22 protein-coding genes and 2 pseudogenes are annotated in these 23,301 nt (G+C 69.2%); 15 read left to right on the forward strand and 9 right to left on the reverse strand.

Annotated elements, in window-relative coordinates; genetic code table 11:
• Positions 1-23: 23 nt before the first annotated feature.
• Positions 24-1,337 (reverse strand): alpha-hydroxy acid oxidase, encoded by a 1,314-nt coding sequence (locus FHW79_RS30045; protein WP_247884682.1) that lies wholly within the window; start codon positions 1,335-1,337, stop codon positions 24-26.
• Positions 1,337-3,076 (reverse strand): thiamine pyrophosphate-requiring protein, encoded by a 1,740-nt coding sequence (locus FHW79_RS30050; RefSeq protein WP_183182314.1) that lies wholly within the window; start codon positions 3,074-3,076, stop codon positions 1,337-1,339. Before FHW79_RS30050 ends, FHW79_RS30045 begins: the two co-directional genes overlap by 1 nt.
• A 389-nt stretch (positions 3,077-3,465) precedes the next feature.
• Between FHW79_RS30050 and FHW79_RS30055 the strand changes: the two genes are divergently transcribed.
• The 6 genes and pseudogenes from FHW79_RS30055 to FHW79_RS30080 form a co-directional block, all read left to right on the forward strand.
• Positions 3,466-4,098, forward strand: coding sequence for a UbiX family flavin prenyltransferase (locus FHW79_RS30055; protein WP_282184051.1), 633 nt, complete (start codon positions 3,466-3,468; stop codon positions 4,096-4,098).
• Between the two features lie 52 nt (positions 4,099-4,150).
• Complete coding sequence (locus tag FHW79_RS30060) at positions 4,151-5,083, forward strand: LysR family transcriptional regulator (RefSeq protein ID WP_183182316.1); 933 nt, start codon at positions 4,151-4,153, stop codon at positions 5,081-5,083.
• A 113-nt stretch (positions 5,084-5,196) separates the two neighbouring features.
• Entirely contained in the window at positions 5,197-6,675 is a 1,479-nt protein-coding gene (locus FHW79_RS30065; RefSeq protein WP_183182317.1) for an aldehyde dehydrogenase family protein, read from the forward strand.
• 105 nt (positions 6,676-6,780) lie between these two features.
• Positions 6,781-7,200 carry a CopG family transcriptional regulator gene (locus FHW79_RS30070; RefSeq protein WP_183182318.1) on the forward strand — a complete coding sequence of 140 codons (420 nt, stop codon included), beginning with the start codon at positions 6,781-6,783 and terminating at the stop codon, positions 7,198-7,200.
• A 70-nt stretch (positions 7,201-7,270) separates the two neighbouring features.
• The gene (locus FHW79_RS30075; RefSeq protein ID WP_183182319.1) at positions 7,271-8,503 is read left to right on the forward strand and encodes a PHB depolymerase family esterase; all 1,233 of its coding nucleotides are present in this window, start codon (positions 7,271-7,273) and stop codon (positions 8,501-8,503) included.
• 210 nt (positions 8,504-8,713) lie between these two features.
• Positions 8,714-9,170, forward strand: a pseudogene (locus tag FHW79_RS30080) (branched-chain amino acid ABC transporter permease); the annotation flags it as partial.
• Between the two features lie 93 nt (positions 9,171-9,263).
• On the opposite strand, the gene FHW79_RS30085 reads toward FHW79_RS30080, so the two are convergent.
• Positions 9,264-10,166, reverse strand: a complete 903-nt coding sequence (locus FHW79_RS30085; protein ID WP_183182320.1) for a ferritin family protein — start codon at positions 10,164-10,166, stop codon at positions 9,264-9,266.
• Between the two features lie 229 nt (positions 10,167-10,395).
• Here FHW79_RS30085 and FHW79_RS30090 point away from each other — a divergent pair, with 229 nt between their 5' ends.
• From FHW79_RS30090 to FHW79_RS30130, 9 genes are all read left to right on the forward strand, one after another.
• On the forward strand, positions 10,396-12,663 hold the full coding sequence (locus FHW79_RS30090; RefSeq protein WP_247884684.1) for a NosR/NirI family protein: 2,268 nt from the start codon (positions 10,396-10,398) through the stop codon (positions 12,661-12,663).
• Positions 12,664-12,715: 52 nt separating this feature from the next.
• Positions 12,716-14,659: a TAT-dependent nitrous-oxide reductase gene (nosZ, locus tag FHW79_RS30095; RefSeq protein WP_183182322.1), complete on the forward strand. Its 1,944-nt coding sequence runs from the start codon at positions 12,716-12,718 to the stop codon at positions 14,657-14,659.
• 137 nt (positions 14,660-14,796) lie between these two features.
• Positions 14,797-16,164, forward strand: a complete 1,368-nt coding sequence (locus FHW79_RS30100) for a nitrous oxide reductase family maturation protein NosD (protein ID WP_183182323.1) — start codon at positions 14,797-14,799, stop codon at positions 16,162-16,164.
• On the forward strand, positions 16,161-17,030 hold the full coding sequence (locus FHW79_RS30105) for an ABC transporter ATP-binding protein (RefSeq protein WP_183182324.1): 870 nt from the start codon (positions 16,161-16,163) through the stop codon (positions 17,028-17,030). The genes FHW79_RS30100 and FHW79_RS30105 overlap by 4 nt, the downstream gene beginning before the upstream one ends.
• The gene (locus FHW79_RS30110; protein ID WP_040137444.1) at positions 17,027-17,857 is read left to right on the forward strand and encodes an ABC transporter permease subunit; all 831 of its coding nucleotides are present in this window, start codon (positions 17,027-17,029) and stop codon (positions 17,855-17,857) included. The genes FHW79_RS30105 and FHW79_RS30110 overlap by 4 nt, the downstream gene beginning before the upstream one ends.
• Complete coding sequence (locus tag FHW79_RS30115; protein ID WP_183182325.1) at positions 17,857-18,456, forward strand: nitrous oxide reductase accessory protein NosL; 600 nt, start codon at positions 17,857-17,859, stop codon at positions 18,454-18,456. Before FHW79_RS30110 ends, FHW79_RS30115 begins: the two co-directional genes overlap by 1 nt.
• Positions 18,453-19,439 carry an FAD:protein FMN transferase gene (locus FHW79_RS30120; protein ID WP_183182326.1) on the forward strand — a complete coding sequence of 329 codons (987 nt, stop codon included), beginning with the start codon at positions 18,453-18,455 and terminating at the stop codon, positions 19,437-19,439. The genes FHW79_RS30115 and FHW79_RS30120 overlap by 4 nt, the downstream gene beginning before the upstream one ends.
• A 27-nt stretch (positions 19,440-19,466) precedes the next feature.
• Positions 19,467-19,664 (forward strand): twin-arginine translocase TatA/TatE family subunit, encoded by a 198-nt coding sequence (locus tag FHW79_RS30125; RefSeq protein ID WP_183182327.1) that lies wholly within the window; start codon positions 19,467-19,469, stop codon positions 19,662-19,664.
• A gap of 19 nt (positions 19,665-19,683) precedes the next feature.
• Positions 19,684-20,403, forward strand: coding sequence for a cyclic nucleotide-binding domain-containing protein (locus tag FHW79_RS30130; RefSeq protein WP_247884685.1), 720 nt, complete (start codon positions 19,684-19,686; stop codon positions 20,401-20,403).
• Between the two features lie 120 nt (positions 20,404-20,523).
• On the opposite strand, the gene FHW79_RS30135 is transcribed toward FHW79_RS30130, so the two are convergent.
• The 6 genes and pseudogenes from FHW79_RS30135 to FHW79_RS30160 all read right to left on the reverse strand — a co-directional run.
• Positions 20,524-20,742, reverse strand: a complete 219-nt coding sequence (locus FHW79_RS30135; protein ID WP_183182328.1) for a hypothetical protein — start codon at positions 20,740-20,742, stop codon at positions 20,524-20,526.
• Between the two features lie 153 nt (positions 20,743-20,895).
• Positions 20,896-21,969 (reverse strand): ACR3 family arsenite efflux transporter, encoded by a 1,074-nt coding sequence (gene arsB / locus FHW79_RS30140; protein WP_247884686.1) that lies wholly within the window; start codon positions 21,967-21,969, stop codon positions 20,896-20,898.
• Between the two features lie 13 nt (positions 21,970-21,982).
• Positions 21,983-22,339, reverse strand: a complete 357-nt coding sequence (locus FHW79_RS30145) for a metalloregulator ArsR/SmtB family transcription factor (protein WP_183182329.1) — start codon at positions 22,337-22,339, stop codon at positions 21,983-21,985.
• A gap of 82 nt (positions 22,340-22,421) precedes the next feature.
• Positions 22,422-22,559 carry a hypothetical protein gene (locus FHW79_RS30150; RefSeq protein WP_183182330.1) on the reverse strand — a complete coding sequence of 46 codons (138 nt, stop codon included), beginning with the start codon at positions 22,557-22,559 and terminating at the stop codon, positions 22,422-22,424.
• 99 nt (positions 22,560-22,658) lie between these two features.
• The gene (locus FHW79_RS30155; protein WP_183182331.1) at positions 22,659-22,865 is read right to left on the reverse strand and encodes a hypothetical protein; all 207 of its coding nucleotides are present in this window, start codon (positions 22,863-22,865) and stop codon (positions 22,659-22,661) included.
• A pseudogene (locus FHW79_RS30160) lies at positions 22,860-23,209 on the reverse strand (DDE-type integrase/transposase/recombinase); the annotation flags it as partial. The pseudogene FHW79_RS30160 and the gene FHW79_RS30155, both read right to left, overlap by 6 nt.
• Positions 23,210-23,301 lie beyond the last annotated feature (92 nt).

Consider the following 23,301-nt stretch of genomic DNA (forward strand, 5'->3'; position numbering starts at 1 on the left):
CTCTTGTTCAGGGCGTCGGTTGGTTATGGGTGATGATGGGGTGCGGCCGGTCCCCCGGCGGCGCCCGGAGCAGCGTCCAAGGCAGCGGCGCCCAGGGTGACACCCAGTGCGGCGCCGCCGCTCTGGGCGAGCGCCACCCGCAGTTCCTCGGTGAAGAGGCGCACGACATGGTCGACGCCATCCTCCCCGGCCGCGGCGTAGGCCATCAGGAAGGCGCGTCCCGCGAAGGCGGAGACGGCGCCCCGGCCAAGGACGCGCAGCAGGTCGAGGCCCGAGGAGATGGAGCCGTCGACGAGAACCGTGGCCCGTCCGCCGACCCGCTCGACGATCGCGGGCAAGGCGCTGGCGGTGGCCGGGGCGGCGTCGAACTGGCGTCCGCCATGGTTCGACACCAGGATTCCGTCGACGCCCAGCGCGACGGCCGTCTCGGCGTCGTCGGGATGCAGGATGCCCTTGACGATCAGCGGGCCGCTCCAGGCGTCGCGGAAGCGGGCCACCGACTCCCAGGTCAGCGGGCCGGTCATCTTCTGGAAGACGAAGCTCGCCAGATCGGCGGTGCTCGCGTCCGGCCCCAGATAGGCTTCGAAGTTGCGGAAGCGCGGCTGGCCCTTCCGCAGCATCGCCAGCGCCCAGCCGGGCGCCCGCGCCACGTCCCACGCGGTGCGCAGGGTGGGGCGGAAGGGCACGACCAGGCCGTTGCGCACGTCGCGCACCCGCTTGGAGCGCACCGGCACGTCCATGGTCAGGACCAGCGCGTGGGCGCCCGCGGCCTGGGCGCGCCGGATCAGGTCCAGCGACACCGCGTGGTCGTTCTCCGGCACGTTGTAGAGCTGGTACCAGAAGACGTCCGGAGCGATCGCCGCGATGCGCTCGATGGAGGTGTTGGCGACCGTGGACATCACGTAGGGGATGCGCGCCCGCTGCGCCGCCCGCGCGATGGACTCGTCGGCGTCCGGCCACAGCAGGCCGGCCAGCCCCATCGGGGCCACCCCGACCGGCAGCGCGTAGCTGCGGCCGAACAGCGCCGTTTCCGTCGTCACCGGGCGGACGTCCAGCCCGTAGCGCGGCACGATCTCGATGGCGTCCAGCGCCCGGCGGTTGCGCGCCAGCCCGAGGTCGTCGTTCACCCCGCCGGCCACGAAATCATAGGCGAAGCGCGGCGTCCGCCGCCGGGCCTGCGCCGCGAGGTCGGCGACCGTCGGGAAGCGGCGGCGCAGGCGCGCGGCCTCCGTCGACAGCCCGCCGGTCCCCCAGCCGCCCGCCGGCTTCGCGGCGCCTGCCGGGGTTGCGGGGCTTGCCGGGGCGGCGGCGACCATAGCCTGGTCCCGGGCCGACATCAGTAGTCGCACAGAACGTTGACCAGCGCCTGGCGACGCTCGCCGGTCACCACCGCGACCGCGCGGCGCAGCGTCTCGCGCAGGTCCTCCGGCCGCTCGACGCGGAAGCCGGCGCCGCCGCTCGCCTCCACCAGCTTTTCGTAGGCGGGCGCCGGGCTGAGGTCTGCCAGCATGCGGCCGCCGTTGCGCGCGGCGACGCCGGTCTTGTACATCGCCATGGTGGCGTTGCGCACCGCGCCGTAGAGCTGGTTGTTGAAGATGATGGTCAGGACCGGCAGGTCGTGCGCCTCCGCGACCCAGTGGGAGGCGGTGGGATTGGCGAACATGTAGGCACCGTCGCCGAGCGTCGCGACGACCAGCCGGTCCGGGTTCGCGAGCTTCGCGCCCAACGCCGCCCCCAGGCCCCAGCCGAGGCCGCCGGCGGCACTCAGCCCGAAATAGCTGCCGCTCATGGTCTGCGGGCAATGCTCCAGTCGCAGGGGGTATTCGTTGACGATCAGCGCGCCGGGACCGACCGCCTCGGCGATGCAGGCGCTCAGCCATTCCGGGCCGATGGCGGAGCCCGGCGGAACGGCGTCCGGCGTCAGACGCTTGGCGGCCAGAGCGCGCGACTGGGTACGCAGGACGGCCCCGCGGGCGGCGATCCGCCCCTCGTCGAGGGCGTCATGGCCGGTCAGGCGCCGTTCGACCGCGTCGAGGACCGTTGCGGCGTCGCCGGTGATGCCGAGATCCGTCGGGAAGCTGCGCATCGGGTAGCGGGTGAAGGACGGGTCTTCGCCGATCTGCACGATGCGGCAGCCGTCCGGCGGCGATTCGAGGTTCGGTATCCAGGGAACGTCGGCCTCCAGTGCGATGACGAGATCGGCCCTGGCGAGCAGTTCGCCCGGCTGGAAGCCAAGGTTCATCGGGTGGTCGGCCGCGATGTTCAGGAAGCGCGGATGGAAGGACACCACCGGGATCGCGAAGCGCTCCGCCACGCGGGCCAGCGCGTCGAAGCCCGCCTTGGTGCGCCCGGCGCCCTGGGTGATGATGAGCGGGCGTTCGGCCGTGGCGATCCAGTCGGCCAGTCGGCGGATGTCGTCCGGCTGCGGGTGGGGCACCGCCGGCGCCGGCCGGCGGCCGCTGTCAGGACGGGAGACGCGGATGGGGTCGGCCAGCACATCGCGCGGCAGGGTGGCGTAGACGGGGCCGCGCGGCGAGGTCATCGCCACCTGATAGGCCCGCGCGACCAGATCGGCGGCCTGCTCCGGCAGATGCAGCTCGTAATCCCACTTCACCGCTTCGCGCAGCATGCCGCCCTGGTCGAACATCTCCTGCGCCCAGTGGATGTAGCGGGTGCGCGTGCCGTGCCGGCCGGTCTCGCTGTAGGGGGAGCGGCCGGCGAACAGCAGGACCGGCGTCTCGTCGCGGCTGGCGTTGAGCACCGCGTTGACCGTGTTGGCCGTCCCGACATTCACGTGCACCATCACCGCCTGCGGCCGGCCTGTCGTCATGTAGACGCCGTGGGCCATTGAAACGGCGACGTTCTCGTGCGGGATCACCATGGGGCGGGGAACCTCCGCGCCGTGCTCCGCCGCGCGGGCAAAGGCCTCGGCGATCGGCGGAAAATCGGTTCCGCCATTCGCGAAAAAGTAGTCGACCCCACAGGCGGACAGTTGACGCAGGAATAGGTCCGAAGCGGACTCGTCATGACGTTCTTGTGCTTCGGTCGTCTGCTTCTGTTCGATCAACGTCGTCACTCCCTCGACTGCCGTGGTTCATCGACCGGCTTGGCTTAGTTCGTTCATAAAACGCTTGGTGGCGCCAATTAATCAAATAACTTCGAGTCATCGGAACGATCATGGAAATTGATGGAAGAGCCTTGGGATGCGCATGCCAGCCTCATGACCGGTCCGCCCACCGGCCGCCCGGTGTGAAGATCAGTTATGGAGGTGAAGCCAGCCATCAGTGATGGTGATTGCGGGCATTAGCAATCACTATTAGTGATCATTGCGCGGAGCTTCCATAATGGGTCTACGAGTGGTTTGCGTCGTGAGGAAAGTGACTGATGGATAGGGCTCCGAACGCCTCCGCCTGGAGGGAAGCCGGTGATGGGGACAGCGAGCGGCGGGCCGCCGCTCGGCAACGTCTGATCGTCGGAATTTCCGGCGCTTCGGGCGTGATCTACGGAATACGCATGCTGCAGACCCTACGGCTGCTGGAAGTGGAGACCCATCTCGTGATGTCGCGGTCGGCGGAGATCACCGCGGCGATGGAGACGGGCTGGAAGATCGCCGACATCCGGGCGCTGGCGTCCGTCGCCCACCCGATCGACGACATCGCGGCGTCGATCTCCTCGGGGTCTTTCCGCACCATGGGCATGGTGGTGGCTCCCTGCTCCATGCGCAGCATGTCGGAAATCGCTTGCGGCACCACGACGAGCCTGCTGAGCCGGGCCGCCGACGTCGTGCTGAAGGAACGGCGGCGGCTGGTCCTGATGGTGCGTGAGACGCCGCTGCATCTGGGACATCTGCGCACAATGACCACCCTGTCCGAGATGGGGGCGATCCTGGCCCCGCCGGTCCCGGCCTTCTACGCCAAGCCGGCGGATCTGGACGACATGATCGACCACACGGTCGGCCGGGTGCTGGACCTCTTCGACTTGGACAGCGGGAAGGTTCGCCGCTGGGGCGAAACGGCCCGGCGCTCCGGCCGCTCCCCCTCTGATCGCTCGCCGGAGCGGGCCCCCGAGCCGTCCGACAATTCCATGGTAGAAACCTGACGGAATCACGGCGCGGTGCCGCCTCGGCGCCCTTCGACCTTGCGAGATCGCCATGGACCTGCGGCAACTCCAGTATTTCGTCTGCCTGTTCGAGGAGGGGAACGTGACGCGCGCCGCCCGGCGATTGAACGTGGTGCAGCCGGCGCTCAGCATGCAAATCGCCAAGCTGGAGGCGGAGCTGAGCGAAAAGCTGTTCGAACGCAGTTCGCAGGGCATGATCCCGACCGCCGCCGGGCGGACCATGTACCGCCTGTTCCTGCCGATCCTGCGAGACATCGCCGCGGCGAAGCAGGAGATCAGCAACCTTTCGGGCCGGATTTCCGGTCAGGTCGCCATCGGGCTGATCGCGTCGGTCACCCAGTCGGCGCTGTCGCAGACGGTCGAGCGGTTCACAAGCCAGTACCCCAGCGTAGAGCTGAACGTGACCGAAGGCTACACCGCCAACTTCGTGGAGCAGGTCACCACCGGGCAGTTGGACATCGCGCTGATCAACCGTTCCCGCAAGAAGCTGGCGCTCGTCACCGAGGACATCCTGAACGAGGAGATGGTGCTGGTCAGCGGCACCGCCCAGGGCCCACCGATCGTCGAGCCGGTGCGGCTGGCCGACCTGTCCCGCTACCGCCTCGTGATCCCGTCCAAGCGCCACGGCCTGCGTGCCGTGCTGGAGCAGGAGATGGAAGCCCAGGGCATCGATCTGAAGCCGAAGCTGGAGATCGATTCGCTGATTTCCATCGCCGAACTGGTCGCGCGCACGGACTGGGTGACCGTTCTGCCCAGCATCGGCGTCCATCGCGGCTTGGCTGACGGCACCCTGCGGGCGCACCGGATCGTCGACCCGGCCATCGCGCGCACGCTCGCCTGGATACACAATCCGCGGCGCCCGCTCAGCCTCGCCGCCGTTCGCTTCATGGAGATCATGAATGAGCGGCTTCTGGAGGCCGCGCGATCGACCTCATCGGTGACGGCGGACCATCACGCCAAATGATCCCTTTGATTAGAATAGACTATTTGCCTGCCTGACCAGCCCCGGGATTAGCTGGCGGCCACGCCCGCCCGGTGCCGCGCCACGGCCGCCCAACGACAATGGAGGAAACAGACATGACCATTCCCGACAGCCATCGATCGACCGGCCGCCTCGTGACCGGACAATGGATCGGCGGCGTGTGGATTCCCGGCCAGCGGCAGGCGGCCAGCCTCAATCCCATGGACGGCAGCGCCGTCGGGACCTTCGCCGACGGTGGACGGGACGAGGCGGACGCCGCCATCGCCGCGGCCAGCACCGCCTTCGAGCGGACGGAGTGGGCGCAGAGTCCGCGCCTGCGCCAGACCGTCCTGCTGGACTGGGCGCGCAATCTGGAGGCGCAGGCCGAGGGTCTCGCCCGCCTGCTGACCCTGGAGAACGGCAAGGTCCTGGCCCAGTCGCGCGGCGAGATCGCCGGGGCCATTTCGGAGATCCGCTACTACGGCGGCCTCGCCCGGCACATCCCCGGCCATGTGCTGGAGGTCGAGCCCGGCGTGTTCTCCACCATGCTGCGCGAACCCGCCGGCGTGGCCGCGCTGATCATTCCCTGGAACGCGCCGGCCGTCCTGCTCGCCCGCGCCATCGGGCCGGCGCTCGCCTGCGGCTGCACCGTCGTGGTCAAGCCGGCGGCGCAAACGACGCTGTTGACCGCCGCCTTCCTGCGCGCCCTGTCCGAGGTGCCGGGGCTGCCGCCCGGCGTGTGCAACATGGTCAGCGAAACCGGCCATGCCGCGTCCGCCCGGCTGGTCGAGTCTCCCCTGGTGGACGTGCTGAGCTTCACCGGATCGACCGCGACCGGCAAGCGGATCATGGCCACCGCCGCCGAGACCATGAAGAAGCTGTCGCTGGAGTTGGGCGGAAAGAGCTGCTGCGTGGTCTTCCCCGACGCCGACATCGCCGACACGGCGGGGCGCATCGCCGCCGCCGCCACCATCATCTCCGGCCAGCAATGCACCGCCGCGCGCCGGGTGCTGGTCCACGGCTCCATCCATGACGCCATGAAGGAGCGGCTGCGCGCAGCGCTGGCCGCCATCGCCGTCGGCGACGGCATGAACCCGGCCATCGGCATGGGTCCGCTGATCGACACAGCGGCGCGCGCCCAGGTTCAGGGACAGGCGGAGCGCGCCTTCGACCTGTGCGACGAGGTGATCCTGCGCGGCGGAGTCCCGGACGACCTGCCGGCGGCGGGCGCCTTCTTCACCCCATCGCTGGTCGCGCATGGCGACGCCTCCGCCTTCTTCTGCCAGGAGGAAATCTTCGGCCCGTTCCTGGTGCTGGAACGTTTCGAGTCCGAGGCTGAGGCGGTGGCGAAGGCGAACCACACGGTGTTCGGGCTGTCGGCCAGCGTCTGGACGAGGGATGGCGCCCGCGCGTTGCGCATCGCCCGCGCGCTGCGCAACGGCACCGTCTGGATCAATGACCACAATCGGCTGTTCGCCGAAGCGGAGACCGGCGGCTACCGCCAGAGCGGACTGGGGCGGCTGCATGGCTATGACGCTTTTTCCGATTTCACCGAACTCAAGCACATTTGCCAGACCACCGGCCGTGTGGCGTAATGAACTGAGCAGATAGTCCCTGTTCTCACGACGCCATGTCCCCTTGATCGGTTCACCGCCCCTCCCATATACCATCTCACTGGATGGTAATGGGATGGCGCAGGGATGTCCAACAACGCACTCGATCCGAAGCCGAAGTCCGGCGACAGCGAAAAGATCACAATCAACCTGGGCTACATCGACCTCGGTCACATCGATCTGCTGGTGCAGGAAGGATTCTACGCGAATCGCACGGACCTCATCCGCACCGCCATCCGCAACCAGATCGACCGCCATGGAGACGCCTTGCGGCAGGCGGTGACGCGCAAGAGCGTTGACCTCGGCCTGCGTCACTACACCCGCGACGACCTTGAAGCGGCTCGGGAGGCCGGGCAGATGCTCGATATCCGCGTCCTCGGGCTGGCCACCATCGCCCAGGACGTCACCCCCGAACTCGCCCGCGCCACCATCGCCTCGGTCGCCGTGCTGGGGGCGCTGCATGCCAGCAGCGCCGTCAAGGCGGCTCTCGCGGACCGCATGCGCTAAGGGCGCATTCCTGAAAGACGACGGACCGGGCTTTTCTGCATGCCCTGTCCGAACCCAGAAAGCTCCCGACATGAACAACCGTGTCCCCGCCGGAATGGCCGAGGCGTTGCGCCTCACCCAGGCCGGCGACCTCACCGGGGCGACCGCTCACATCCAACGCCTCCTGCGGGGTGCCGCGCCGGTGCCGCCCGGCGCCGACCCAACCATCATCGATGTCGAGCCGGTCACGGTGAACGCCGCACCGGACACGCCGGACCCGGCGCCGGCGCACCGTAGCACGGCGTTCAAACCCGCCGGCGCGTTTGTCGGCCGCTTCCATCCCGGACCGCGGGCGGGCCTGGGCGAGACCCTGCGCGGCCTTGCCGCCCGTGCCATGCCGGCTGGCACCGGTTTTGGGGTGAACAGGGCCGCCCGTCCCGCCGCCGACCCATTGCCGGACGGCGCTGCGTTCACGACGGCGTCCTTCAGGAACAAGGCCGGCACGCGCTCCTACAAGCTCTATGTTCCCGCCAGCCACCATGATGGCCAGCCGCGTCCCCTGCTGGTAATGCTGCACGGCTGCACCCAGTCGCCGGACGATTTTGCCGCCGGCACCCGCATGAACGCGCTGGCGGAGGAGCATGGCTGTCTGGTCGTCTACCCGGCACAGCCTTCCTCGGCCAACGCCCAGAAGTGCTGGAACTGGTTCAACCCGGTCGACCAGCGGCGCGGCGAGGGAGAGCCCTCGCTGATCGCGGGAATCACCCGGCAGGTCATGCGCGACCACGCTGTCGACGCGGACCGCGTCTTTGTCGCGGGCCTCTCGGCCGGCGGGGCGGCGGCGGCCATCATGGGGGCCGCGTATCCCGATCTCTACGCCGCCGTCGGGGTGCATTCCGGCCTTCCCCGAGGTGCAGCCTCTGACCTTCCCTCCGCATTCATCGCCATGCGCCAGGGCGGGGGACCGGTGGAAGCGCAATCCGGCCCGGCCGTGCCGACGATCGTCTTTCACGGCGACCGGGATACCACGGTTCACCCACGCAACGGCGATGACGTCGCCGCGCAATCCAAGATGGGAGCGGTGGGCCTGCGGGCGGCGGTGGAAGACGGCCAAGTGCCAGGCGGGCACGGTTACAGCCGCCGCATCCACATTGATGCCTCCGGTCATGTGCTGTGCGAGCAGTGGACGATCCAAGGCGCAGGGCACGCCTGGGCGGGAGGCAGCCCAGCCGGTTCCTATACCGACCCGCGGGGGCCGGACGCCTCACGGGAGATGCTGCGCTTCTTCCTCGCCAACCCGCGGCGTCCTCGGTCCGCGCTGTAACGGCCGCCGGCAAAAACCTTCTATGGCATGCCGGGCTGCGGCAGGCGGTCGACCTGCTCGCGGAGACCGGCATCGAGCACGTGGCGGACCGGGTCCTCGACAAGCAGCCGGTGCCCATCCGCACCCGCTCCGGTCCGCTGGTCTCGATCCCCTACACGGTGGAGATCAACGACGTGGTCACGAGCGCCGTCCCGCAGCAACCGCCACTTCGTGCTGGCGGTGTTCCTGGTCGGCTTCGCGGTGGTCTGGCGCGGTGCATTCGCCCTTCGGCCAGGTGCTGAAGGCGATCCGCGAGAACGAGCCGCGCGCCGTGTCGCTCGGCTACCGGACGGAGCGCTACAAGCTGCTGGCCTTCGTGCTGTCGGCGAGCCTCGCCGGTCTGGACGGCGGGACCAAGGCGCTGGTCTTCCAACTCGCTTCGCTGACCGAGGTGACGTGGCAAATGTCCGGCGAGGTGGTGCTGATGACCCTGCTCGGCGGCATGGGCACGCTGCTCGGCCCGGTGGTGGGAGCGGCGCTGGTGGTGACGCTGGAAAGCCACCTCGCCTCGACCAGCCTGCCGGTGCCGGTGGTGAACGGTGCGATCTTCGTGGTCTGCGTGCTCGTCTTCCGTCGCGGCATCGTGGGGGAACTGCTGCACCGCCTGCCGGGGAAGGGGGAACGCTGATGTTCCGCCACAACTGACGGCAATTGCCGCCGTACCCACCAGATGCCTGACGCGCTGTTGGGTGCGGTGGCGTCGGCGGCTTCGGATAGACCCTCAGCCGGCGGCGTCGATCCGCTCCGCCAGCAGCGCGAGGTGTCCGACCACGGCCTCCTGAAAACGCAGGGATTCGGTCAGGACCAGCTCGTCGGTCGCCTGGGCCGCCACGTCGCCGAAGGCTTCGGCGAGCCGTTCGGAGGCGGCGACCGCCGCGCGCAGGCAGGCGGCTGCAGTGTCGGGATGGGCGGCCTGCGACGCCGCCGCGTCGGAGCCGGAGGGGATCAGCGACCGCTCCTCTCCGGCAATGCGGGTCAGCAGCGCGGCACCGTCCCCGTCGCCCAGGGCCAGCAGGCGCCCCGCCAGCGCGCCGTGCTCGGCGGCGGTGGCGGACAGCAGGGCGACGGCCAGCCGTTCCAGCTCCGCGGGCGTGTCCGCGCGGGTCGGTTTGTGCTCCGCCCGGCCCCGTTCGCGGCGATAGGCCTTGCGGCGCTCGCGGCGGAGCAGGGCGGCGTGGCGCAGCTCCTCGCGGGCCAGCGCCTCGGCGTGGGTGCGGATCGGCTCGTCCGGGGCGCTGGCGGCGATGTAGCTGTAGAAGGCGAAGGCGCGCTGCTCGTTGACCACCGCCAGCGACAGCGCCTGATAGGGCGTCAGCCGCGTGCGCTCGGTCAGCTCCTCCCAGGAGGCGGCAAGTTCCGGCGGCAGGCGCCAGAGGAAGGCCGGCGCGTCGGGGGCGGGGCGGCCGAGGCGGTGCGCCCAGCCGTCCACCGCCTGGACATGGTCCTGCTCCTCCGCGATCAGGGCGCGGAAGGTGAGGGCGGTGTCGGTCTCTCTGCGCCGGTCCATCAGGGCCGCCAACTGGGTGTAGCGGCGCACCGCCTCCTGCTCCAGCGCCAGCGCGATGCCCAGAAGCTCGTCCAGCGAGCGGACCCCACCCTGTGGTTCGTGGCGCAGCAACGGCATGGAAACCCCCGGTCGCGAGTGAACTTCGCCTAAAATGCAATCGATATTCCCGCCCGATCAGCAATCGTACGGACCCTGGGGAGGAGGATAACCCCGCTTCATTTTTCCGCGACTTGACGATGGTCAAGAACAGCGGCCCGAACCTGCGGTCTCATGGGCGCGTCACCGGGCCATGCGGCCCCTTGATCAAGATCAAGACTTCAAGGCAAGGGCGATGGTTGCGGACTTCTTGCGGAGAACACGCGCGCTGGTGGTGGGGCTGCTGATCCTGCTGGCCGGGTTCGGCACGGCGGACGCCGCCGAGACGCTGCTGGCGCGGTATCTCGGCGCGGTGCAGCCGGGCGATCTCGCCGCCGGGGCGGACCGCTTCGGCGCCCCCCTGCCGAACGCGCCGCTGGTTCCCGTCTACAAGGGCGACACGCTGGTCGGCCACGCCTTCCTGACCTCCGACTTCGTGAACACGACCGGCTATTCGGGCCGTCCGATCCATGTGATGGTCGGGCTGGCGCCGGACGGCACGGTGACCGGGGCGAAGCTGGTGGACCATCACGAGCCCATCGTCCTGATCGGCATCCCGCCCGCCAAGGTCAACGCCTTCATCGACGGCTACGTCGGCAAGAACGTGTTGACCCTGGCCTCGCAGAGCGCGTCCAGCCCGCCGGTGGACATCGTGTCCGGCGCCACCGTGACGGTGATGGTGATCGGCGATTCGATCATCCGTTCCGGCAAGAAGGTGTTGCAGGCGCTGGGCGCGCCGGGGGCGGCGGAGGCCGCGCCGACGGTGACCCGCAGCCTCGACCTGTCCAAGACCGGAGTTGAGGCCAAGGATCGGGAAGATTGGGCCACGCTGGTCGGCGACGGTTCCGTGCGCCGCCTGACGCTGACGGTGGGCGAGGTGAACGCCGCCTTCGAGCGCACCGGCAAGGCCGAGGCCGCCGCCCGTCCCGAGGCCGGCGACCCGAACGACAGCTTCATCGACCTCTACGCCGCCCTCGCCACCATTCCCGCCGTCGGCCGCTCCCTGCTGGGCGACGCGGAGTACGAGGCGCTGGTGCAGCGGCTGAAGCCGGGCCAGCACGCCATCGTCGTGGCGGGGCAGGGGCGCTATTCCTTCAAGGGCTCGGGCTATGTGCGCGGCGGCATCTTCGACCGGTTCGAGCTGGTCCAGCACGAGGGCGCCATCCGCTTCCGCGACCGTCTGCACAAGCGCCTGGGCTCCCTGGCCGCGGCGGGCGCGCCGAATTTCCCCGAGATCGGCCTGTTCGTCATCCCCGAAGAGGTCGGCTTCAACCCCGCCGATCCGTGGCGCCTGCAGCTGCTGGTCCAGCGCGCGACCGCGGCGCTCGACAAGGCCTTCGTCACCTTCGACCTCGGCTACCAGCCGCCGGAGAAGTTCCTGAAGGTCGAGCCGGTGGCCGCCGCTCCCGCCGCCGCCGCCGCGACCGTGGCGCCGGTTCCCGCCGCCCTGGCGGAACAGGACGCCGCCGAGGAGATCCCGCTGTGGCGGCGCATCTGGGAGAACCGGCTGTTCGACGTCGCAATTCTGGCAAGCGCGATCCTGCTGCTGACCGGCATCTTCTTCTTCCAGGACCAGCTCGTGAAGCGCCCAGCCCTCTACGAGCGGGTGCGCACCGGGTTCCTGGTCTTCACGCTGGTCTGGCTCGGCTGGTACGCGACGGCGCAGCTGTCGGTGGTCAACGTGCTGACCTTCGCCAACGCGCTGCGCACCGACTTCCGCTGGGACTATTTCCTGATGGACCCGCTGGTGTTCATCCTGTGGTTCTCGGTCGCCGCGTCGCTGCTGTTCTGGGGGCGGGGCGCCTTCTGCGGCTGGCTGTGCCCGTTCGGCGCGCTGCAGGAGCTGGCGTCCAAGGCGGCCAAGAAGCTGGGCGTCCGCCAGATCGCCGTTCCCTTCGGGCTGCACCAGCGGCTGTGGCCGATCAAGTACATGATCTTCCTGCTGCTGTTCGGCCTGTCGCTGACCTCGCTGGCGACGGCGGAGAAGGCGGCGGAGGTCGAACCCTTCAAGACCGCGATCATCCTGCATTTCGTCCGCGACTGGTGGTTCGTCCTGTTCGCCGTGGCCCTGATCGCCGCCGGCCTGTTCATCGAGCGCTTCTTCTGCCGCTACCTGTGCCCGCTGGGTGCTGCGCTCGCCATCCCCGGCCGGATGCGGATGTTCGACTGGCTGCGCCGCTACAAGGAATGCGGCAACCCGTGCCGGCGCTGCGCCAACGAGTGCCCGGTCCAGGCAATCCATCCCGACGGCTCGATCAACCCCAACGAATGCATCCAGTGCCTCCACTGCCAGGTGCTCTACCACCACGACCGCAAATGCCCGGTCATGATCCAGAAGCGCCTGAAGCGGGAGCGCCGCGACGCTTCCCAATCCACCGGCCAATCCACCGGCACGGTTGCCGAGGCCAAGCCCCGCGCCGCCGTGCTGACCACCGATCCCGCCACCGGGCACCTGTCCGCCCGGCCGGAAGGACTTTGACCCACCAGGTCGAAACAAGAGCCCCGTAAGGGGACATCGAAGGAGTTCATCCATGTCGGACACAAAAGCGTCGAACATCAAGGTTGAGCGGACGGGCGTGAACCGCCGCGATCTTCTCGGTGGCACCGCCAAGGCGGCGGCGCTGGCCGGAATCGCCGGCGCGGTGGCCGGCGGCACGGCGGGCGGTGCGCTGTTCGGCGCCGGACCGGCCGCAGCCGCGGGGTCGGGCAACCAGAAGTACGAGGTCAAGCCGGGCGATCTCGACGAATATTACGTCTTCCATTCCGGCGGCCAGTCGGGCGAGCTGCGCATCCTCGGCCTGCCCAGCATGCGCGAGCTGCACCGCATCCCGGTGTTCAACCGTTGCAGCGCCTCCGGCTGGGGCCTGACCAACGAGAGCCGGAAGATCCTGACCGAGGGTCTGACCGAGGAGAACCGGAAGTATCTGGCGAACCACGGCGGCACCTGGCTGAACGGCGATCTGCACCACCCGCACATGTCCTTCACCGATGGCACCTACGACGGGCGCTACATCTTCGTGAACGACAAGGCGAACACCCGCGTCGCCCGCATCCGCTGCGACATCATGAAGGTCGATAAGATCATCGACATTCCGAACGTCTCGGCGATCCACGGCCTGCGCCTGCAGAAGTACCCCCGCACCGGCTACGTCTTCGCGAACGCCGAGCAGCTCGTGCCGATGCCGAACGACGGCAAGAACCTCGACCCGAAGAACTACCGGACGCACTTCTCGGCCATCGACGGCGACAGCATGACGGTATCGTGGCAGGTCCGGGTGGACGGCAACCTCGACAACACCGAGGCGGACTACCAGGGCAAATACGCCTTCTCGACCTGCTACAACTCCGAAGGCGGCGTGACCACCGCGGAGATGACGGCGAACGAGCAGGATTGGATCGTCGTCTTCAACATCAAGCGCATCGAAGAGGCGGTGAAGGCCGGCAAGGTCGAGGTGATGCACGGCGTCCCGGTGGTGGATGGCCGTCACGGCTCGCCCTTTACCCGGTACATCCCGATTCCCAACAGCCCGCACGGCGTCAACGCCGCCCCCGACGGCATCCACGTCACCATCAACGGCAAGCTGTCGCCGACGGTGTCGGTGATGGACGTCCGCCTGCTCGACGACCTGTTCGAGGACAAGATCAAGCCGCGGGACGTCATCGTGGCAGAGCCGCAGCTGGGCCTCGGGCCTCTGCACACCGCCTATGACGGGCGCGGCAACGGCTACACCACGCTGTTCCTCGACAGCCAGATCGTGAAGTGGAACATCGACAAGGCCAAGCGCGCCTACAAGGGCGAGAAGGTCGATCCAATCATCCAGAAGCTGGACGTGCACTACCAGCCGGGCCACACCCACTCCTCCATGGGCCAGACCAAGGACGCCGATGGCAAGTGGCTGATGGTCCTGAACAAGTTCTCCAAGGACCGCTTCCTCAACGTCGGTCCGAGCAAGCCGGAGAACGACCAGCTCATCGACATCTCGGGCGACGAGATGAAGCTGGTGCACGACGGCCCGACCTACGCCGAGCCGCACGACACGCTGATCGTCCACCGTTCCAAGCTGAACCCGAAGAGCGTCTTCACCCGCGACGACCCGATGTGGGAGGAGGCCCGCCAGCAGGCGAAGAAGGACGGCGTCAACCTGGACGACGACGCCAAGGTCATTCGCGAGGGCAACAAGGTCCGCGTCTACATGTGGCAGCGCGCTCCGGCCTACGGGCTTGAGGAGTTCACGGTCAAGCAGGGCGACGAGGTGACGCTCTACATCTCCAACATGGACGATGTGGACGATCTGACCCACGGCTTCACCCTGTCCAACCACGGCATCGCCATGGAGATCGGGCCGCAGCAGACCAGCTCGGTCACCTTCATCGCCGAGCGTCCGGGCGTGCACTGGTACTATTGCCAGTGGTTCTGCCACGCCCTGCACATGGAGATGGGCGGCCGCATGATCGTCGAGCCGCGCGCCACCTGAGGCACCGATTGCCCCCACCCTGACCCTCCCCCGCTGACGCAGGGGAGGGGAATCTGGCCCTCCCCTGCGAAGCGGGGGAGGGAGGGACCCGCGAAGCGGGAGGGTGGGGGCAACAGCCCTGGACCAGGACTTATCCGATGCCCCATCACTCCCCATTCCCCCTCTTCGCCGCGGCGTTCGTCCTCGCCGCCGGGACGGCCTGCGCCGCCACGGTGACGGTGGCGCCGGGGGGGCTGGACGGCGCGCTCGCCGCGGCGGCGCCCGGCGACACGCTCGTCCTTGCCCCCGGCACGCACCCCGGTCCGGTCGTGGTCCGCAAGCCGGTCACGCTGCTCGGCGAGCCGGGCGCCGTCATCGACGGGGGCGGGGAGGGGAACGCCGTGACGGTCTTCGCTTCCGACGTGACCGTGCGCGGCATCGAGGTCCGCAATTCCGGCCTCAGCCTGTCCGAGCAGAACACCGGAATCTTCCTGGGCAAGGAGGCGCACCGCGGGGTGATCGAGGGCAACCGGCTGCGCGACAACCTGATCGGCGTCTATGTCTGGGGCGCCCACGATGTGATGGTCCAGCGCAACGACGTCATCGGGCGCACGGACCTGCGCCTGTCCGAACGCGGCAACGGCATCCAGCTGTGGAACGCGCCGGGCACGCAGGTGGTGGACAACCACGTCCAGGACGGGCGGGACGGCATCTTCACCACGACGTCGAAGAAGAACCTGTTCGCTCGCAACCGGTTCGAGCGGGTGCGCTTCGCCGTCCATTACATGTACACGAATGATTCCGAGGTGTCGGACAACCTGTCGGTCGGCAACCATGTCGGCTACGCGATCATGTATTCCAACAACCTCGTGATCCGGAACAACCGCTCGCAGGGCGACCGGGAGCACGGGCTGCTGCTGAACTACGCCAACAGCGCGCTCATCGAGGGCAACGTGATCGACGGCCACCTGTCGCCCGAGCAGGCGGCGCCGGTGGAAGTGGTGGCCGACAAGGACATGCCGGTGGCGACCGACGGCCCCGTGGAGGGCCAGCGCACCGGCACCTGGAAATGCGTCTTCATCTACAACGCCAACAAGAACCGCTTCACCGGCAACCGGTTCGAGGGCTGCGAGATCGGCGTGCACTTCACCGCCGGGTCCGAGCGCAACACGCTGACCGGCAACGCCTTCATCGGCAACCGCACCCAGGTCAAGTATGTCGGCACGCGCCACCTCGACTGGTCGGAGAAGGGGCGCGGCAACTACTGGTCCGACAACGCGGCGTTCGACCTGAACGGCGACGGCGTCGCCGACGAGGCCTACCGCCCCAACGACGTCGTCGACCGCGTGATGTGGGCCTATCCGGCGGCGAAGCTGCTGATGAACAGCCCCGGCGTGCAGGTGATCCGCTGGGCGCAGAAGCAGTTCCCGGCGCTGCACCCCGGCGGCGTGATCGACAGCGCCCCTCTGATGAGCCCGCCGCCGCCTCCGGCGCTGCGCCAAACGGCGGAAAGGAACGCCCAATGACCGACACACCGACCATCCGCGTGGAGGGAGTCTCCAAACGCTACGGCGACGCCTTCGCCGTGCGCGAGGTGGATCTGGACCTCGCCGCCGGAGAATGCGTGGCCATGGTCGGCCACAACGGCGCCGGCAAGAGCTCGCTGATCAAGCTGATGCTCGGGTTGACCACGCCGACCGCCGGCGGCATCCGCGTGCTGGGCGGCGACCCGGCGAGTGCGGCCGCCTCGCACATCCGCCGGCAGGTCGGCTTCCTGCCGGAAAGCGTCGCCTTCCACCCCAGCATGACGGGGCGGGAGACGCTGGACTTCTACGCCCGGCTGAAGCGCGTGCCGCGCGACGGCAACGACGCGCTGTTCGAGCGGGTGGGTCTGGAGCCCGACGCGGTGAAGCGCCGCGTCGGCACCTATTCGAAGGGCATGCGGCAGCGGCTGGCGCTGGCCCAGGCGCTGCTCGGCGGGCCGAAAGTGCTGTTCCTCGACGAGCCGACGACCGGCCTCGACCCGGCGCTGCGCCAGAGCTTCTACGAGATCGTGCGGGACCTGCGCGACGCCGGAACCACCGTCCTGCTGTGCAGCCACGCCCTGACCGAGCTGGAGGGGCAGGCCGACCGCGTCGTGGTGATGAACCGCGGCCGCAAGGTCGCCGACGGCTCGCTCGCCACGCTGCGCGGGCTGGCCCAGCTGCCGGTGCGCATCCGCCTAACCCTGCCGTCCGGGGAGGTCGTGGAGACGGCCTGCGCCAACGACGACAAGGTGGCGACGCTCCGCCAGATCGCCTGCGAAGGCCCGGAGCTCGCCGACATCGAGGTCGTCCAGCCGAGCCTGGACGAGATGTACGCCCACTTCCTGCGCCGGGAGGCTGCGGAATGAACACGCTTCTGACGATCGCCGCCAAGGAGGTGCGCGACGGCCTGCGCAACCGCTGGGTCGTCGCCACCACGCTGCTGATGGCGGCGCTGGCGCTGACGCTGAGCTTCCTGGGGGCCGCCCCGACCGGCACGGTCGGCGTCGGCCGGGTGGAGGTGACCATCGTCAGCCTGTCCAGCCTGACCATCTTCCTTCTGCCGCTGATCGCGCTGCTGCTGTCCTTCGACGCGGTGGTGGGCGAGATCGACCGCGGCACCATGACCCTGCTGCTGTCCTACCCGGTGGCGCGCTGGCAGGTGCTGATCGGCAAGTTCCTGGGCCACGCCGCGATCATCGCCTTCGCCACCGTGCTGGGCTACGGCGCCGCCGGGGTGGCGCTGGCGATGAGCGGAACCGAGATCGGGCCGGAGAGCTGGCGCGCCTTCGCCGCCATGATCGGATCGAGCGTCCTGCTGGGTGCCGCCTTCACGGCCATGGGCTATCTCGCCTCCACGCTGGTCCGCGACCGCGGCACGGCGGCGGGCATCGCCGTGGCGATTTGGCTGGTGCTGGTCCTGCTCTACGACATGGCGCTGCTGGGGCTGCTGGTGGCCGACGGCGGCAAGACGGTGAACGCCGGCCTGCTGAACGGGCTGCTGCTCGCCAACCCGGCGGACGCCTTCCGCCTCTTCAACCTGACCGGCTTCAAGAGCGTCAGCCAGTTCGCCGGCACCGCCGGGCTGGCCGCGCAGGTGCAGGTGTCGGCCTCCGTCCTGCTGGCCGTTCTGGCCGGCTGGGTCGCCGCACCGCTGGCGCTGGCCGCCGTCCTCTTTTCCAGAAGGCAAATCTGATGAACACCTCCCTGAGAGCCGCGCTGCTGGCGGCCTGCCTGCTGCTGCCGCTGTCCGCCTGCCAGCAGCAGAAGGCGGAGACCGCCCCGCCGCCGCCCGTCGCCATCACCGCCGACGCGATCGGCCATTACTGCGGGATGAACCTCGCCGACCACCCCGGCCCGAAGGGGCAGATCCTGGTCGGCGGGCGGGACCGCCCGGTCTGGCTGTCCTCGGTCCGCGACACCTTTGCCTTCACCATGCTGCCGGAGGAGGAGAAGGACGTCCGCGCCATCTACGTGACCGACGTCGGTCCGTCCGCCGATCCGCGCAAGCCCGATCTGACCGTCTGGATCGAGGCGCGCAAGGCTTGGTACGTGGTGGGCAGCCGCCAGCGCGGCGGCATGGGTGAGGCCGAGCCCTTCCCTTTCGGCGACGAGGCCGCCGCTCGCCGCTTCGCCGCCGAAAACGGCGGCAGGATCAAGCGCTTCGCCGAGGTGACCGAGGACGAGATCCTTCATCCCACGCTTCCCTCCGAGCAGACCGCCGCCGATGAACCGGCGGAGCAGGGCGGCAAGCATGGTGGCGGCCACGGCGCCGGGCATGGAGGCACGCCATGACCACCCGCCGCCGCTTTCTCGGCATCGCCGCGGTGGCCGCCGGACTGGCGCTGCTGCCCGGCGGCCTCCGGGCGGCCGGCGTGCCGGTGCGGACGTGGCGCGGCGTCGCGCTGGGCGCGGATTCGATGATCCAGCTGGCGCACCCGGACCCCGCCGAGGCCGACCGGCTGATCGCGCTCTGCCTGGAGGAGGTCGCGCGGCTGGAGTGGGTCTTCAGCCTCTACCGGGCGGATTCGGCGCTGGCCCGCCTGAACCGCGACGGCGTTCTGGAGGCGCCGCCCGCCGATCTCGTGCGGCTGCTGTCCGAAGCCGCGGCCTTCAGCCGCCGCACCGACGGCGCCTTCGACCCGACCGTGCAGCCGCTGTGGCAGCTCTACGCCGGCCATTTCGCTCGCCCCGGCGCCGATCCCGCCGGCCCGCCGGAGGCCGCCGTCCGCGCCGCCAGGGAACTGGTCGATCACCGCAAGCTCCGCGTCGAGCCGGGCCGCGTCGCCTTCGCCGGGCGCGGCATGGCGGTGACGCTGAACGGCATCGCCCAGGGCTACGTCACCGACCGCGTGTCCGAACGGCTGCGGGCGGAGGGCATGACCGACGTGCTGGTCGATCTGGGCGAAATCCGCGCGCTCGGCCATCACCCCTCGGGCCGCCCCTGGTCGGTCGGCCTCGCCGATCCGCTCGTGGAGGGACGCAACGCCGGCACGCTGGAGATCGCGGACCGGGCGGTGGCGACGTCGGGCGGCTACGGCACGCCCTTCGATCCCGCCGGGCGCTTCACCCACCTGTTCGACCCGGCGACGGGCGGCTGCGCGCGGGAGTGGCTGGCGGTCACGGTGCTCGCCCCCGACGCCACCACCGCCGACGCCCTGTCCACCGCCCTGTCGGTCGCGCCGGAAGCGCGGGCCGCCGTCCTCCTCGACCGTTTTCCGGGCACCGCCGCCCGTCTCACCCGCCGCGACGGCAGCGTCCTCGCGCTGCGCGCCTGACCGTCCTTCACCCAGGAGACCTTCGTCATGGGAAGTTTCAGCCTGATGCACTGGGCCATCGTCCTGCTGCTCGTCCTGTTGCTGTTCGGCGCGGGCAAGCTGCCCAAGGTCATGGGCGACCTCGCCAAGGGCGTGAAGTCCTTCAAGGCCGGCCTGAAGGACGACGAGTCCGATGCCGCCCCTGTCCTGGTTGAGGCGTCGCGCAAGCCCGCCTCCGAAGCCTGACCGCGACAGCAGAGCCGGGATGATGAAACAGGGCGCCCTGACGCTGATGCGCGACCTCCCGCTGTTCGAGGGAGTCGCCGACGAAACCTTGGAGGCGCTGACCTACGGGGCGCTTCTCCAGTGGTTTCCGCGCGAGACACGGCTGTTCGCGGAGGGCGAGATCCCCGACTTCCTGCACATCCTCGTCGAAGGCACGGCCATGCTGGCCGGCTGCGACGAGGCGGGGCAGGAGACGGTGATCGACATCGTGCGCCCCGGCGATTGCTTCGTGCCGGCGGCGGTGCTGGCCGACGCGCCGTACCTGATGTCGGCGCGGACGCTGGAATCGTCGCGGATTCTCATGCTGGCCGCTCCCGTCCTGCGCGCGCAGGTTGCGCGGGATCACGCGCTGGCGCTGCGTGTGATGAGCACGCTGGTCGGGCAGTGCCGCGGTCTGGTGCGCGAGGTCAAGAACCTGAAGCTGCGCACGACGACCCAGCGGCTCGCCGCCTTCATCCTGTCGCAGGTCGATCCATCGCCTCAGGACGAGCCGGAGGACGGCGCGACCGTGGAACTGCCGGTCAGCAAGCGCGTGCTCGCCAGCCGCCTCGGCATGACGCCCGAACAGCTGTCGCGCACCTTCACCAAGCTGACCCCGCACCAGCTCCACGTCACCGGCAACACCGTCCGGGTGCGGTCGGTCGAGCAACTGCGGCGGCACTGCAACGTCGGCCATCCCAACGGCGGCCCCACCGTATGATCGGGCCCAAGGCGGCGCGGAGCGCCGCGGTGGTGGTCATGGCGGCCCGACGCGACGCTGGCGCACGGCATGCCAAGCACCCGGCAGGCGGTGGCGACGTCCACCGCCGGAACCGCCTGTTCATTGACGCCCATCACCGGCTCTCGCCGCGGTCCGTCGAGACCGGCGGCATGCCCAGCAAATCTGAAACTTTCTTTGGAGATCAATGATCGCCCCGGCGCGGGTGAGGCGCTCACGCAAGCGTGCATTCTCCCGCTCCAGGCGCTCCACGTCGCTTTTCAGCGGATTGGCCAGCGGGCTCTTCGGGCCGGGCTTGACCGGCACCAGTCCACGCAGCATGCCGGCGCCATCGCCCGACATTGAACGAGGACAGCCCTTCACGGCGCAGGATGGCGCCAACATGCGTCGGCCGGACGCCTCCGCTCTCAAGCGGCAGCCAGTCGATCTGGCACTTCAGGACGCCGGTGATGGTTCGATAGCGGAGCCGGATCATCAGGCGCCGGCCCGCCCCTCATACCAGGGCCTGGTTGCTTTGACGATCTTCACCACCGACAGCATCACCGGCACCTCGACCAGCACGCCGACGACAGTCGCGAGCGCCGCCCCAGACCCCAGCCCGAACAGGCTGATGGCCGCCGCCACAGCCAGTTCGAAGAAGTTCGAGGCGCCGATCAGCGCCGCCGGAGCGGCGACGCACCAGGCCACGCCGAACCGGCGGGACAGCCAGTAGGCCAGCCCGGCGTTGAGGTAGACCTGGATCAGGATCGGCACCGCCAGCAGCAGGATGACCAGCGGCTGCGCCAGGATCTGCTCGCCCTGGAAGCCGAACAGCAGCACCAGCGTGGTCAGCAGCGCCACCAGCGACACCGGCTGCAGCACCGACAGGGTGCGGGCCAGGGCCGGCTCGCCTCCCGACGCCAGCAGCGCGCGGCGCCAGAGCTGGGCCGCGACCACCGGCAGCACGATGTAGAGCGCCACCGACAGCAGCAGTGTCCCCCAGGGCACGGTGATCGACGAGACGCCGAGCAGCAGGCCGACCAGCGGCGCGAAGGCGAAGACCATGATCAGGTCGTTCAGCGCCACCTGGCTCAGCGTGTAGTGCGGCTCGCCCTCGCACAGGTTGGACCAGACGAAGACCATGGCCGTGCAGGGAGCCGCCGCCAGCAGGATCAGCCCGCCGATGTAGGAGGAAATCTGCTCCGCCGGCAGCAGCGGAGCGAACAGGTGGCCGATGAACAGGGAGCCGAGCAGCGCCATCGAGAAGGGCTTGACCGCCCAGTTGATGATCAGCGTCACGCCGACGCCGCGCCAGTGCTCTTTGACCTGGCCCAACGCGCCGAGGTCGACCTTCAGCAGCATCGGCACGATCATCAGCCAGATCAGCACCGCCACCGGCAGGTTGACCTGGGCCAGCTCCGCTGCCGCGATGGCCTGGAACAGCCCAGGCGCCAGATGGCCGAAGGCGATGCCCGCGACGATGCACAGCGCCACCCAGACGCTGAGGTAGCGCTCGAAGAGACCCATGGCAGGGCGTTCCGCCGGGGCGGTGTGGATGTCAGCCGTCATGTTGGTGGTCCTGTCAGGTGTCGGGGCCGCAGCCTGCCGGGCCGCAGGCTCCTGCCTGGAGGAGGTCGGTGGAACACAGCTCGGGACGGCCCTGGCAGCAGTCCTCCATCAGGAAGGCGATCAACTGCCGGGTGCCCTCATAGTCGCATGCGTAGAAGATTTGCCGCTGGACCCGCCAGGAGCGCAGCAGCCCGGCGCGCTCCAGCGTCGCCAGATGGTGCGACAGGGTCGAGCCGGGCACACCGACCTGCTGGGCGACGTCCCCGGCGGTCAGCCCGTTGGGTCCGGCCTGGATGAGCAGGCGGAACACGGCCAAGCGGGTGTCCTGGGCCAGGGCGGCGAAGGCATCGATGGCGTTCTTCGTTTCCATATTTCTATGATGATCAAAATATCGATGTCAGGCAAGCGGTTTGCTTTTCCGTGCATCACCCCTCGCTCTCAGGCCAATCTGCTCAATGTGGCGGTTGCCGATCTGCGATGCCCGTGGCCACCTCCTCCAGCAGCATGAAGACGGAGAACGGCGCCACCACGGTCAACGCCTGGATCGTTTCGCCGATGATCAGCACGTCCGCCCTGATCATGCTGGTCAACACCCAGCCTGGCTGGCTTCAACGTGTTTTCCGGGACGGAGTGGGAACGCGGTGAGGAGCGGCATCAGCCATGTCGTGCCACGCCTCTTGATTCAAGCGTCACACCGCCGCCGCCGACCGCTCGCGCAGCACCGCATGAGGTTGGCGCGCTCGGAGCTTTCCGGTCGGCAAGGGGCCATGGGCGTCCAAGGCGAACTGGACGGCCTGCGTGATGTGATGGTGGATCACGGGCGCCATTGCCGGGTCGCTGCGTTCCTCCGGCGGCAGGGGCGCCGGTTCGCCGGCCTCGTTCCGAGTGAAGGTCACCAGAACCTGCGGCGCGCGGCCCTGCTTTTTCAGCAATTTGCGGAGCAGGCGCTTGGCCGCCTTGGCATCGCGCCGGCTCTGCACAGCACATTGGGCACGAACCCAACGCGGTCGACGGTCCGCCGGAGATACTGTCTCTTGCCAGCGATGTTCAGGACGACCTCACCGAGGTGCCAATTGTCGCCACGCTGGGGAGCACGCCGGCGCGGTTGGTCGGCGATGCCGCGGCCGAACGTCAGGCCCCGCTGCCGCACCGTCTCATGGCTGACAAGGATGCCGCGCGATGCCAGCATCTCCTCGACCATCCGCAGGCTGAGCGGAAAGCGGAAGTACAGCCAGGCCGCCGTCATCGCCACGCCTTTGCGGCGTTGCCGCCTGAAGTTGCTCAAGCTGGAGCAACTTTCATCCAACCTCGCAACAGAACCGGGGCAAGTGC

Origin of the sequence: Azospirillum sp. OGB3, from assembly GCF_014192915.1 — a bacterium.
Lineage (GTDB): Bacteria > Pseudomonadota > Alphaproteobacteria > Azospirillales > Azospirillaceae > Azospirillum.